A 12,715-nucleotide genomic window follows, 5' to 3' on the forward strand; every position below is an offset into this window, starting at 1 on the left:
GTGGAGGCTCCGCGCGTCCGGTTCAAGGTGCTCGGACCCCTGGAGGTCGTCGCCGACGGCCGTGCCCTGCCGCTCGGCGGATCGAAGCAGCGGACCCTGCTGGCCACCCTGCTCGTGCACGCCAACACCCCTGTCCCCGGGGAGCGTCTGTGCGACGCGGTCTGGGGCGAGAACCCCCCGGCCTCCGCCCAGGCCAACATCCGCAGCTACGTCGCCGCACTGCGCCGGGTGCTCAACAAGGCGGCCGGGGAAGACCGGTTGAGCATGGGTCACCGAGGCTACGAACTGCGGGTGCGCCCCGACGAAGTGGACCTGCACCGCTTCGAGGACCTGGCCGAACGCGGCCGCGCCGCCCTCGCCGCGGGCGAACACCGCGCCGCCGCCGGACATCTGGGACGGGCCCTGGACCTCTGGCGCGGCGAGGCCTTCGACCGCGTCGCCCACCACGAGGCCCTGCACATCGAGGCTGCCCGCCTGGAGGAATCCCGCCTGGTCGCCTTCGAGGGCTACGCCGAGGCCCGCCTCGCGCTCGGCGAACACCTCGACGCCGTCGCCGTGTTGCAGGCCCAGACGGCCCGGTACCCGCTGCGCGAATCACTGTGGGCCAAACTGATGGTCGCCCAGTACCGCTGCGGCCGCCCCGGCGACGCGCTCACCTCCTACACCCTCGCCCGCGCCGCCCTCCGCAACGAGCTCGGCCTGGAACCGGGCGCCGAACTGCGCCGCCTGCACCGCGCCGTCCTCACCCGCGACCCGGCCCTCGGGGCGGCCCCCGCCCCCGTACCCCCCGCCCGCCCGGCCCCGTCCTGGCGGACGGTCAGTCAACTCCCGCTGGACACCCCCGACTTCACCGGCCGACACCTCGTCATGTCGCGCGCCGCCGCCCTCCTGGAACCGGCCGCCGACGCGGGCGCCGCCCCCTCGCCGACCACCACCCCCGTCGTCGTCCTCACCGGCCCCTCCGGCACCGGCAAGACCGCCCTCGCCACCCGCCTCGCCCACCTGCTGCGCCACGCCTTCCCCGACGGACAGCTCTTCCTCCGCCTCGACGGCGCCCGCGGCATCCGCCGCCCGCCCGGCGCGCTCCTGTCCGACCTGCTGCTCAGCCTCGGCGTCGCCGGCTCCTCCCTGCCCGAGGCGACCGTGGACCGCGCCGCCATGTTCCGCTCGCTGCTGTGCGGCCGTCAGGTCCTGCTGGTGCTCGACGACGCCCGCGACGAGGCCCAGATCCGCCCCCTGCTGCCCGGCTCCTCCCGCAGCGCCGTCCTGGTCACCAGCACCGCCCGGCTCGACGGACTGGAGGACGCGCACCTCGTCGACGTCCCGCCGCTCGACGACGAGGAGGCCCAGGCCCTGCTCCGCCGCCTCACCGACTGCCGCCGCCTGGACGCCGAACCGGCCGCCGCCCGGCGGGTGGTGACCGCCTGCGCCGGACTGCCGCTCGCCCTGCGGGTGGCCGGCGCACGGCTCGCCGCCCACCCCCGGCTGCCGCTCCAGGACCTCGCGGACGGACTCGACGCCGCACGGTACGAGACACCGGACGGACACACCGACGAGGACCGCACCGACGAGCAGCGCGCCGTCCGCGCCGCGGCCGCCGTCGGCTACCAGGGCCTCGGCCCCGACGCCGCCTGGGCGTTCCGGGCCCTCGGCCTGCTGCCCTCGCCCGAGTTCCCCGGCTGGGTCCTCGCCGCCCTCCTCGACGAACCCGACACCGACCGCTGGGCCGACGCCCTCCTCGACGCCCACCTGATACAGGTCTGCGCCATCGATGCCCAGGGACAGCCGCGTTACCGCATGCACGACGCCCTGCACGCCCACGCCGCCGAACGCGCCCTCGCCGAGGAACCCCCCGCCTGGCGGCGCGCCGCCGTGGCCCGCGTCCTGGACGGCTGGCTCCTGCGGCTGCGCACCGCCGGCGACCGCCTCGTGCGCGGCGGCCCCGCCGACATCGTCCGCGGCGGCACCGTCGACCCGTTCGGCTGGCTGGAGAGCGAACGCACCAACCTGGTCACCGCCGTCGAGTTCGCCGCGGCCGACTCCGGCTACGGCGCCCAGGCCGCCGCCCTCGCCGCCGCCATGGAGAACGTCTGCCACCTGCGCAACTGGTGGGAGGAGTGGGAACGCGTGGCCCGCGCCGCCCGGGACCGCGCCACCGCCGACGACGACCCCGTCGCCGCCGCCGTCGCCCAGGGCTCGCTCGCCCGCGCCGCCGCCGCCCGCGGCCGCGTGGACGACGCCGCCGGCCGCTTCGCCACCGCGATCGACGCGCTGGACGCGCTCGGCGAGGAACACCACGCCGCGCTGCTGCGCGTCCACCGCAGCTTCGCCGTCGCCGACCGCGGCATGGCCGAACTCGCCTACCGGGACGCCGAGTCGGCGGCCGCCGTCCTCGAACGCCTCGGCGACGCCCCCGGCCGCATCACCGCCCTGCGCAGCCTCGGCTACGCCCTGGTGTGCCGGCAGCGCGACGCCGAGGCCATCGAGGCGGGGGAGGCGGCCCTGGCCGCGGCCGAACGCCTCGGGCACCCGCTGCTGCTCGCCGACGCCCTCCAGCTCCTGGCCGTCGCCGAGATCGGCCACGGCCGCTTCGGCCGCGCCGCCCGCCATCTGCACCGCGCCCTGGCCGAGTACCGGCTGCTGCGGCACCGGCCCGGCGAGGCGTACACCCTCCTGACGATGGGCCGGCTGCACGTCGGCCTCGGCCCCGACCAGGCGCCGCGCGCGCTGGGGCCGTTGGGGGAGGCCGCTGCCGTCTTCACCGAGCTCGGTGAGCTGCGGGGGGAGGCGCTCGCGCATTACTGGCTCGGCCGGACGCATGCGGCGCTGGGCGATCCGGCGCGCGCCGCGGGCCACTTCACCGAGGCGCTCGGCGGCTTCCGGCGGCTTCGGATGCCGGTGTGGAGGGAGCGGGCGCAGTTGGAGCTGGATGCGGTGCAGCGGGCCACGGTGGAGTCTGTGACCGCCTCCTGACGTGGCGTCGGGGATTGAGTCTGCCCCGGTCCCGCCCTTTCACCGTTTCTTCCGGGGCTCCGCCCCGGGGCCCGGCACCGCGCTGCCGCGCGGTGGGGCGGGGGCTGTGCCCCGCTTCCGGGGCTCCGCCCCTGGCCCCCGTTGTCGCGGCTCCGCCGCTCGTCCTCAAACGCCGGACGGGCTGAAATAGCCCGTCCGGCGCTTGAGGACTCCGCCCGAAGGGCGGATGGGGTCCGGGGTCTCCCCGGAAGAAACGGTGAAAGGGCGGGACCGGGGCACACACCCAGCCCGTCCGGCGCTTGAGGACAGCGCCCGCAGGGCGCCTCGGGGGGGCCAGGGGGCGCAGCCCCCGGTGGGGCGCAGCCCCCGGTGGGGCGCAGCCCCCGGTGGGGCGCAGCCCCCGGTGGGGCGCAGCCCCCGGTGGGGCGCAGCCCCTGCGGAAACGGCGAAAGGGCGGGCCAGGGGGCTCTTGTGCGTTTCTCATGCGCTCGAAGCGCACCGTGGATCCCAGTCCACGAAGGGAGGCGCGGTGTCCGATCACGCCGCACCCGATACCGCCGTACGTGACAACGAAGAGGCCGCAACCCGCGTGGTCCGGGAAATCCTGGGCCACCAGCGCAGAATGCGCGACGGCGGCTGCGACGGAGACGTCTGCCCGAAGTGTGCCGCATATCACCTGGACTTGGTCCGGGCGGCCATGGAGAGCGGACGGCCCATCGAGTTCGTCCTGCCGGCGTTCCCGACGAAGTCCCCCAATCCGGCCAAGGTCCTGGGCCCCCTGCCCGACCTGGCCGAGGAACTCGCGCTGCGGTTCCTCAACTCCCTGTGCGAGCGCATAGCGCGGATATACCCGCCCGGCGCCGTCATCCGGATCTGCTCCGACGGACGGGTCTTCAACGACCTGCTCGGCGTCGACGACGCGCATGTCACCGCCTACGTCACCGGCATCGACCGGATGATCAAGGACATCGGTGCGACGCACCTGGAGCAGTTCACCCTCGACGAGGTCTACACCGGCTCCGGCCACGAGGACATGCGCGACCTGCTCTCCTCCGGCTACGCCCCCTCCGTCGAGGAGTTGCGCGAGGAGGTACGGGCCGGCGGCGCCCCCCTCGCGATGTACCGGGGCATCACCCGCTTCATGCTGGAGGACCTGTCCGGCCCGCAGTGGACCGGCACCCGCTCCGCCCTCCAGCGCAAGTGCCGCGACCTCGCCTACCGCGTCATCCAGCGCAGTCGGGCCTGGGGCGACCTGCTCCTGGAGCTGTTCCCCACGGCGGTGCGGCTGTCGATCCACCCGCAGCCCTGCTCCACGGGGAAGATCGGCATTCTGCTCGCCGACACCCCCGATGCCTGGCTCACCCCCTGGCACAGCGTGGCGGTCGACACGGGCGAGGGCTTCACCCTCATGAAGCGCGCCGAGGCCGAGGAGGCCGGCGCCGTCCTCCGGCACGTCGACGGCCGTCCCAGCCACTACGTCCTCGCCCCGGCCGCGTCCCGGGCCGCCTGACACCTTACGGAGACCACCATGAGCAAGGACAACACCACGCTCGCCGACAGCCGTTGGACCGTCGAACCGGTCAGCCCGTTCGGCCGGGCCCTGCGGGCCACCGCCCCGGGCACGCATGTGGACGATGTCCCCGTCGAGGCCCTGCGCGCCCTCGTCCGGGAGCACCACCTCGTCCTCCTCCGCGGCTTCGACTCCTTCGAGGCCCCCGAGCAGTTCTCGGCCTACTGCGAGAACTGGGGCGAACCCGCCCAGTGGCCCTTCGGCACCGTCCTCGAACTCGTCGAGAAGGAACAGCCCGAGGACCACATCTTCGACTCCAGCTACATGCCCATGCACTGGGACGGCATGTACCGCGACCACATACCGGAGTTCCAGGTCTTCCAGTGCGTGCACGCCCCCGGTGCCGACAACGGCGGCGAGACCACCTTCTCCCACACCCCCAGGGTCCTGGAGCGCACCGACCCCGCCGTCGTCGACCGGTGGTCGAAGGTCACCGGCACCTACCACCGGGCCATGGAGTTCTACGACAGCGTCACCGTCTCGCCGATCGTGACGTCCCACCCCGTCAGCGGCACGCCCGTCATCCGCTACAACGAGCCCACCGCCGCCGACGACGAGGGCTTCGTCAACCACCCCGACCTGAAGTTCACCGGGCTCGACGACGACGGCATCGCCGAGGTGCACCGCAGCCTGCGGGCCGCCCTCTACGACCCGGAGCACCTGTACGCCCACGCCTGGCAGACCGGCGACCTGGTGTTCACCGACAACTACACGCTCCTGCACGGACGCAACGCCTTCACCAGCGGTGCCCCCCGCCATCTGCGCCGCGTCCAGGTGCACGGAAATCCGCCGCTGGCCAACCCGGGACTGGTGAAGTGATGATACGGACCGACCCGACCCCCGAGACCAACGCCCTGATGACGGGCGACAGTTACCTGGAGAGCCTGCGCGACGGCCGCAACGTCTTCCTCGACGGCGAACGCGTCAAGGACGTCACCCGGCACCCCGCCTTCCGCAACTCCGCCCTGTCCGTGGCCCGGCTCTACGACGCGCTTCACGACCCGGCCACCTCCGGCGTCCTCACCGGCGTGGACGACCAGGGCATCCGCACCCACAAGTTCTTCAAGCCCAGCAGATCGGCGGCCGAACTCGCCGAGGCGGGCGAGGCCATCGCCACCTGGGCCCGGATGGGGTACGGATTCCTCGGCCGCACCCCCGAGTACAAGGCCGCCTTCATGTCGGGCCTCGGTGTCAACGCCGACTACTACGGCCCGTACGCCGACAACGCCCGCACCTGGTACCGGGAGTTCGCGAGCAAGGCGCTCTACCTCAACCACGTCCTGATCAACCCGCCGGTGGACCGCAAGCGGGCCATCCACGACATGGAGGACGTCTTCGTGCACGCCGTGCGCGAGACGGACGCCGGCGTCGTCGTCAGCGGCGCGAAGATGCTGGCCACCGGATCGGCGATCACCAACGCCGGATTCGTCGCCCCGGTCGGCTCCGCGGCCCTCGCCCCCGGCAAGGCCGAGGCGTTCGCCCTCGTCTTCCTCGTCCGCATGGACAACCCCGGCGTCAAGCTCATCTGCCGCACCCCGTACGCCACACAGCACGCCACCCCCTTCGACGCCCCGCTCAGCAGCCGCTTCGACGAGAACGACGCCGTCCTCGTCCTCGACGAGGCGCTGATCCCCTGGGAGGACATCCTCGTCTACCGGGACATCCAGCGCGCCACCGGCTTCTACGCCACCTCCGGGTTCCCCAACCTCTACAACTACCAGTCCGGGATCCGCCTCGGCGTCAAGCTGGAGTTGATGGCCGGGCTCCTCTCCCGCGGCACCCGGGCCAACGGCACCGACGAGTTCCGCGGCGTCCAGGCCGCCGTCGGCGAGGTCATCACCATGCGGCACATGGTCGGCGCCCTCACCTCCGCCATGGCCCACGACCCCGAGCCGGGCAGCGGCGGCACCGTCGTCCCCCGCCTCGAACACGCCTCCGCGATGCGGATGTACAACGCCCAGATCTGGGCCCGCGTCCACGAGATCTTCGAGACGAACCTGGGCGGCGCCCCGCTGGCCGTCCCGTCCAGCGCCCGCGACCTGGCCAACGACGAACTCCGGCCGCTCATCGACCGGTTCTACCGCGGCTCCGACACCAGCGCCCAGGAGCGGATCAAGCTGCTCAAGCTGTGCTGGGACGCCATCGGCACCGAGTTCGGCGGACGCCACGAACTCTACGAGCGCAACTACTCGGGCAACGGCGAACAGATCCGCCTCGACGCCCTCAAGTGGGCCACCAAGCGCGGCGGTCTCGCCCGCTACGAGGCCCTCGTGCAGGACTGCCTCGACGACTACGACCTCGACGGCTGGCGCAGAGGCCCCTGGGAGACCCCGGGCCACACCGACCGCTGAACGACCGACAACGGAGCAAACCATGTGCGGCATCACCGGATGGGTCGCGTTCTCCCGCGACCTGTCCCAGCAGTCCGCGGTCGTCGGCGCCATGACCGACACCCTGGACCACCGCGGCCCCGACGCCCGCGGCCTCTGGCTCGGCACCCACGCCGCCCTCGGCCACCGGCGGCTGTCCATCATCGACCTCGAACACGGCACCCAGCCGATGCTCACCCCCGAGCAGGGCCCCGACGGCCTGCCCCGCGCGGTGATCTCCTACGGCGGCGAGATCTACAACTTCCGCGAGCTGCGCGAGGAACTCGCCCTCCTCGGGCACCGGTTCACCACCCGCAGCGACACCGAGGTCGCCCTGCGCGGCTACCTCCAGTGGGGCGCGGACCTCGTCCACCGCCTCAACGGCATGTACTCCATCGCCATCTGGGACACCGCCCGCGAGGAACTCCTCCTCGTCCGCGACCGGCTCGGCGTCAAGCCCCTCTTCTACTACCCCACCGACGACGGCGTCCTCTTCGGCTCCGAGCCCAAGGCCATCCTGGCCAACCCGCTGGCCCGGGCCCGCGCCGGCGGCGAGGAACTGTGCGACGCCCTGCTGTTCCTGCGCAGCCCCGGACGCGTCCCCTTCCGCGGCATGCACGAGGTCAAGCCCGGCCACCTGCTGCGCATCGGCCGCGACGGCATCCGCGAGGAGCGCTACTGGTCCCTGGAGGCACGCCCCCACACCGACGACCTCACGACCACGATCGCCACCGTCCGCGACCTGCTCGACGACATCGTCCCCCGGCAGATGATCGCCGACGTGCCGCTGGTCTCCCTGCTGTCGGGCGGACTCGACTCCAGCACCGTCACGGCGCTCGCCGCCCGCACCCGCGCCGCCGAGGGCGCACAACTCTCCACCTTCTCGGTCGACTTCACCGGCCACACCGAGAACTTCAAGGCCGACGCCGTCCGCCCCACCCCCGACGGCCCCTACGCCCGCGAAGTCGCCCGGCACGTGTCCAGCGACCACCACATGATCACCCTGGACCGGGGCCGGCTCCTCGACCCGGCCGTCCGCAAGGCCGTCCTCGGCGCCTGGGACCTCCCGTTCAACTTCGCCGACCTGGACGTCTCCCTCTACCTGCTGTTCGCCGCCGTCCGCGAACACGCCACCGTCGCCCTCTCCGGCGAGGGCGCCGACGAGGTCTTCGGCGGCTACCTCTGGTTCTCCGACCCCGGCGCCCGCGCCGCGGAGACCTTCCCCTGGCTCAAACTCGGCGCCCACCGCGGCCTCGACCCCCGCTCGCTGTTCCACCCCTGGTTCATCGACGGCATCGACCTCGCCGAGTACGAGGCCGACCTCTACCGCACCGCTCTCGCCGAAGTCCCCGTACTGGAAGGGGAGAACGCCGAGGAGCGCCGCACCCGCGAACTCGGCCACCTCACCCTCACCCGCTGGCTGCCCATCCTCCTCGACAAGAAGGACCGCATGGGCATGGCCAGCGGCCTGGAGGGCCGAGTCCCCTTCTGCGACCACCGCCTCGTCGAATACGTCTTCAACGTCCCCTGGGAGATGAAGAACTTCGGCGGCGAGGAGAAGGCCCTGCTCCGCGCGGCCGCCGCCGACCTCCTCCCCGAATCCGTGCTGCGCCGCAAGAAGGCCGCCTACCCCTCGATCCAGGACCCCGCCTACGACCGGGCCCTGATCACCGGCCTGGCCACCGCCGCCGACGGCGAGGGCGGCGCACCGCTGGCCCCGTTCCTCGACGGCGACGCCGTCCGCCGCCTCACCGACAAGACCGCCGGGGGCAGCCTGTCCGAGTTCGAGCGGATCCTCGTCGAATCCACCGCGCGCATGGACGACTGGCTGCGCACCTACCAGGTCGAACTGACCGGCATAAAGGGAGTCAACTGATGCACGCGATCGAGATCCGCGAGACCGGCGGCCCCGAGGTCCAGCTCTACGTCGAGAAGCCCGACCCCGGCGCGCCCGGCGAGGGCCAGATCCTCGTCGAACTCGCCGCCGCCGGAGTCAACTTCATCGACCTCTACCGCCGCGAAGGCCGCTACCCGCTGCCCGTGCCCTGCGTACCGGGGGAGGAGGGCTCCGGCACCGTCCTCGCCGTCGGACCCGGCGTGACCCGCTTCCGGCCCGGCGACCGCGTCGCCTGGACGACCGTCCTCGGCAGCTACGCCACTCGCGTCCTCGTCCCCGAGGAGAAGGCCATCGTCGTCCCCGACGACATCGACCTGCCCACCGCCGGCGGCGTCCTCGTGCACGGCATGACCGCCCACTTCCTCGCCCACGACTCCTACCCGGCCCGCGAGGGCGAGACGGTGCTCGTCCACGCCGCCGCCGGGGGAGTGGGCCAGCTGCTCACCCAGATGCTCACGCGACGTGGCGTACGCGTCATCGGCACCGTCTCCACCGAGGAGAAGGAGAAGCTCGCCCGCGCCCACGGCGCCGACGAGGTCATCCGCTACACCGAGACCGACGACCTGGCCGGTGAGGTGCGCCGGCTCACCGGCGGCGAGGGCGTCCACGCCGTCTACGACGGCGTCGGCGCGGCCACCTTCGACGCGAGCCTCGACTCGCTGCGCACCCGGGGCACCCTCGTCCTGTACGGCGGCGCCAGCGGCGCCGTGCCCCCGGTCGACGTGATGCGGCTGCTGTGGGGCGGCTCGCTCACCCTCACCCGCCCCTACCTGGAGCACTTCCGGGCCACCACCGAGGAGTTCGAGCGGCGCGCCGGGGAGGTCTTCGCCGGCATCGCCGACGGCACCCTGCGCTTCACCGTCGCCCGCACCTACCCGCTGGCCGAGGCCCACCGGGCGCACACCGACCTCGCCTCCCGCAGCACCACCGGAAAGCTGCTGCTCGTCCCGTAACCACCGCACCCAGCAAGGAGGTTAACCCATGGGAGACATCGTCGGCGCCGGTCTGCTCTCGCACGCGCCCGTCATCATGTTCCCCGAGACCGCCCGCATCGAGGCCAACGAGGGCAGCGACTTCACCCTCGCCACCGGTCTGCAGGAGCTGCGGCGCGAGGTGTTCGACACCACCGAGTACGACGCCGTCGTGGTCCTCGACTCGCACTGGGCGACCACCACCGAGGCGGTCATCACCGCTCATCCGCGCCGCGAGGGCCTGTTCACCTCGGACGAGATGCCCGCCGCGATCAGCCGGCTGCCGTACGACCTGCCCGGCGACCCCGAGCTGGCCACCGCGGCCGCCGCCCTCGCCGAGGAGCGCGGCGTCTGGCTCCAGTCGAACGACGACCCCTATCTCCCCGTCCACTACGCCACGCTCAACCTCTGGACGTACCTCGGCCGCCCCGGCACCCCCTGGCTGTCGGTCTCGGTCTGCCAGACGGCGACCACCGAGGACTTCCTGAGCATCGGCGAGACCCTCGGCGAGGCCGTCCGCGGCCTCGACCGCAAGGTGCTGCTCCTCGCCTCCGGCGGCCTCTCCCACCGCTTCTGGCCCCTGGCCGAACTGCGCGACCGCATGGCGGGGGACCCGGCCAACATCATCACCCCCGAGGCGCGGGAGGCCGACGAACAGCGGCTCGCCTGGCTGGAGGAGGGCCGGCACGACCGGGTCGTCGCCACGATGCCCGACTACCGCCGCTTCGCCCCCGAGGCCCGATTCGGCCACTACCTGATGCTGGCCGGCGCGCTCGGCGGCGAGCGCTTCACGGGCAAGGGGCGCCGCTTCGGCGCCTACGAGAACGGGATCGGGACGGGCCAGGCGCACGTCTGGTTCACCGTCTGACACCGAGTCCGACACCGCGTCCGACACCGGGGCGCCGGGCCGTACGGCCCGGCGCCCCTCCTTCTCCGGAAAGGAGCGGCATGCCCCCCGAGCACGACGCCCGGCAACTGCGCACCTGCCTGGGCCACTTCGCGACCGGCGTCACCGTCGTCACCTGCGAGGCCGACGGCGCCCCGCACGGCGCCACCGTCAACTCCTTCACCGCAGTCTCCCTGGACCCGCCGCTGGTGCTGGTCTCGCTCCACCGCGACAGCCGGGCCGCCCGCCTCCTGGAGGGCCGCCCGTTCACGGTGAACGTCCTCGCCGAGGAACAGGCCGCCCTCGCCCGGCACTTCGCAGGGCGCGCGGCCGCCACGCCCCGCTGGATCCCCTCGCCCTCCGGCCTCGCCCCCCGCCTCGCCGGGGCCCTCGCCACCGTCTCCTGTGCCCCCTGGGCCGTCCACGACGGGGGAGACCACCTGCTCTTCCTGGGCCGCGTCGAGGAGTTCGCGGTCCACCGGGACGGCCGTCCCCTGGTGTTCTACCAGGGGGAGTTCCAGCGGCTGGGCCCGTCCCCCGCGGTCTTCCGGGCGCGCCCCGCCGCGGAGATGATGGATGCCACAGGCAACGTGGAGCGGGGAGGCGACCGGACGTGAGCGGTACGGGTGGTACGGGTGGTTTCGGCAAGGGCATCGACACGGCCCAGGCACGGATCAAGTGGGATCCCGCCCCGCTCGGCGCCACGCCCCACGATCTCGACCTGATCGTGGCCGTCCACGCGACGGGCGATCCGCACGGCGCGCCCGTCCAGCTCGTCCACTTCGGCCGCCGCTCGACCGACGGCACGGTCTCCCTCGACCGGGACAGCCGCACGGGGAAGGGGCTGGGCTGGGACGAGGTGATGACCCTGGAGCTGTCCCGCATGCCGGACGCGAGCGGCCGCGTCGTGATCGGGGCGGCCATCCAGCAACCGGACGGCACGGCCGTCCGCTTCGCCGACGTCGCGAACCCGAGGGCACAGATCACGGCCGGGTACGACGTCCTGGCGGAGCAGGACTTCACGGCGGTCGCCGGCTCGACGGCCGCGACGGTGGGGGAGTTCGTCCGCGACGCGGCCGGGCTGTGGACGTTCCGCCCGTTCGTGCGCGGCTTCGACACGGATGCGGTGACGTTCGCACGGACGATGGGCATGGTCTGAGGGCGGCGCGGCCACGATGCGCCATGGGCCGGACGGCCCATGGCGCGATCCCGTACGGACCGGCAGGCTGTCCGGCGCCAGCATGATCAACTCGGCGCGTCATCCCACCCATGACTTAAGGACAGTTCTGTGGCTTTCCAGCAAGTACGTTCACGCGCAGGCGTTTTCGGCACCGTCGCGATAGCCGCGGCCGCCCTCTGCGGGCCGCTGGCGGTCGCCCCCGCGGCACAGGCGGCCCCCGCCGCGCCCGCGAGCCGGACGACGACCTTCACCGTCCCGGCGGGAGTCTCCACGGTCTCGAAGACCATCGGCTCGGCGCATGTCTCGGTCACCAGAGCGACGGGCGTGGGCCCCCTGCCGATGGTCACCTGCACGCTCTCCTCCGAGGCGCCCGTGCACTTCATGAGCATCGTCTACGGCCGCGCGAAGATGCAGTGCTCGGCGACGATGCAGAGGATCGAGCTGACCACGTCCCTCTACCGCAACGGCACCCGCGTCGCCACGAAGGGCCCGGAGTGGGGTTCCTCCACCAAGAGCGTCGAGAACCAGGCATACGTCACCTACGAGGCCGGGAACTACTACACGGGCGGCGAGAGCAATGTGACCTTCCCGGTCGGCCACATGCCGCCGACGGGCAGCGTGGGCAACTACAGCGAGAAGGTGGATCTCTGATCGCACGCGCCGCGCTCGCGTCCTTCGTCTGCGCATAGGCATGGAGCGGGGAGGCCCGGGGCGATGCCCCGGGCCTCCCCGCGGGCCCGCCGCACGGCGCGCACCGTTCCTCCTGGAACCGCCGACTCCGCCCCAACCGCCCGGAGACGGTACCTTTGGCCACGGACTGGAAGTACGGCCGGTTCGTGACCAGGTCGTTCCGCCGCGTCGGAACAGTC

Annotated in this window: 10 protein-coding genes; all 10 read left to right on the top strand. The window is 73.0% G+C overall.

What is annotated here, in order from left to right:
- Nucleotides 1–2,973: a BTAD domain-containing putative transcriptional regulator gene (locus AB8735_RS35135; RefSeq protein WP_372411697.1), complete on the top strand. Its 2,973-nt coding sequence runs from the start codon at nucleotides 1–3 to the stop codon at nucleotides 2,971–2,973.
- 529 nt (nucleotides 2,974–3,502) lie between these two features.
- A complete protein-coding gene (locus tag AB8735_RS35140) occupies nucleotides 3,503–4,483 on the top strand; it encodes an L-tyrosine/L-tryptophan isonitrile synthase family protein (RefSeq protein WP_372411698.1) in 981 nt (326 codons plus the stop codon).
- An 18-nt stretch (nucleotides 4,484–4,501) separates the two neighbouring features.
- A complete protein-coding gene (locus AB8735_RS35145) occupies nucleotides 4,502–5,362 on the top strand; it encodes a TauD/TfdA dioxygenase family protein (protein ID WP_372411699.1) in 861 nt (286 codons plus the stop codon).
- On the top strand, nucleotides 5,362–6,894 hold the full coding sequence (locus tag AB8735_RS35150) for a 4-hydroxyphenylacetate 3-hydroxylase family protein (protein WP_372411700.1): 1,533 nt from the start codon (nucleotides 5,362–5,364) through the stop codon (nucleotides 6,892–6,894). The genes AB8735_RS35145 and AB8735_RS35150 overlap by 1 nt, the downstream gene beginning before the upstream one ends.
- Nucleotides 6,895–6,916: 22 nt before the next feature.
- Nucleotides 6,917–8,788 carry an asparagine synthase (glutamine-hydrolyzing) gene (gene asnB / locus AB8735_RS35155; protein WP_372411701.1) on the top strand — a complete coding sequence of 624 codons (1,872 nt, stop codon included), beginning with the start codon at nucleotides 6,917–6,919 and terminating at the stop codon, nucleotides 8,786–8,788.
- Nucleotides 8,788–9,762, top strand: coding sequence for a quinone oxidoreductase (locus AB8735_RS35160; RefSeq protein ID WP_372411702.1), 975 nt, complete (start codon nucleotides 8,788–8,790; stop codon nucleotides 9,760–9,762). Before asnB ends, AB8735_RS35160 begins: the two co-directional genes overlap by 1 nt.
- Nucleotides 9,763–9,790: 28 nt before the next feature.
- Nucleotides 9,791–10,648 carry a catechol 1,2-dioxygenase gene (locus AB8735_RS35165; RefSeq protein WP_372411703.1) on the top strand — a complete coding sequence of 286 codons (858 nt, stop codon included), beginning with the start codon at nucleotides 9,791–9,793 and terminating at the stop codon, nucleotides 10,646–10,648.
- A gap of 80 nt (nucleotides 10,649–10,728) precedes the next feature.
- Entirely contained in the window at nucleotides 10,729–11,283 is a 555-nt protein-coding gene (locus AB8735_RS35170; protein WP_372411704.1) for a flavin reductase family protein, read from the top strand.
- Nucleotides 11,280–11,825: a TerD family protein gene (locus tag AB8735_RS35175; protein WP_372411705.1), complete on the top strand. Its 546-nt coding sequence runs from the start codon at nucleotides 11,280–11,282 to the stop codon at nucleotides 11,823–11,825. The genes AB8735_RS35170 and AB8735_RS35175 overlap by 4 nt, the downstream gene beginning before the upstream one ends.
- Before the next feature lie 129 nt (nucleotides 11,826–11,954).
- Complete coding sequence (locus AB8735_RS35180; protein WP_344031589.1) at nucleotides 11,955–12,497, top strand: hypothetical protein; 543 nt, start codon at nucleotides 11,955–11,957, stop codon at nucleotides 12,495–12,497.
- Nucleotides 12,498–12,715: the final 218 nt, after the last annotated feature.

The sequence above is a fragment of the Streptomyces luteireticuli genome (assembly GCF_041519305.1).
Lineage (GTDB): Bacteria > Actinomycetota > Actinomycetes > Streptomycetales > Streptomycetaceae > Streptomyces > Streptomyces luteireticuli.

Bases quoted from the DNA above. Each gene is read 5' to 3' on its own strand.
- AB8735_RS35145 (WP_372411699.1), top strand. From the start codon at position 4,502: ATGAGCAAGGACAACACCACGCTCGCCGACAGCCGTTGGACCGTCGAA.
- AB8735_RS35150 (WP_372411700.1), top strand. From the start codon at position 5,362: ATGATACGGACCGACCCGACCCCCGAGACCAACGCCCTGATGACGGGC.
- asnB (WP_372411701.1), top strand. From the start codon at position 6,917: ATGTGCGGCATCACCGGATGGGTCGCGTTCTCCCGCGACCTGTCCCAG.
- AB8735_RS35160 (WP_372411702.1), top strand. From the start codon at position 8,788: ATGCACGCGATCGAGATCCGCGAGACCGGCGGCCCCGAGGTCCAGCTC.
- AB8735_RS35165 (WP_372411703.1), top strand. From the start codon at position 9,791: ATGGGAGACATCGTCGGCGCCGGTCTGCTCTCGCACGCGCCCGTCATC.
- AB8735_RS35170 (WP_372411704.1), top strand. From the start codon at position 10,729: ATGCCCCCCGAGCACGACGCCCGGCAACTGCGCACCTGCCTGGGCCAC.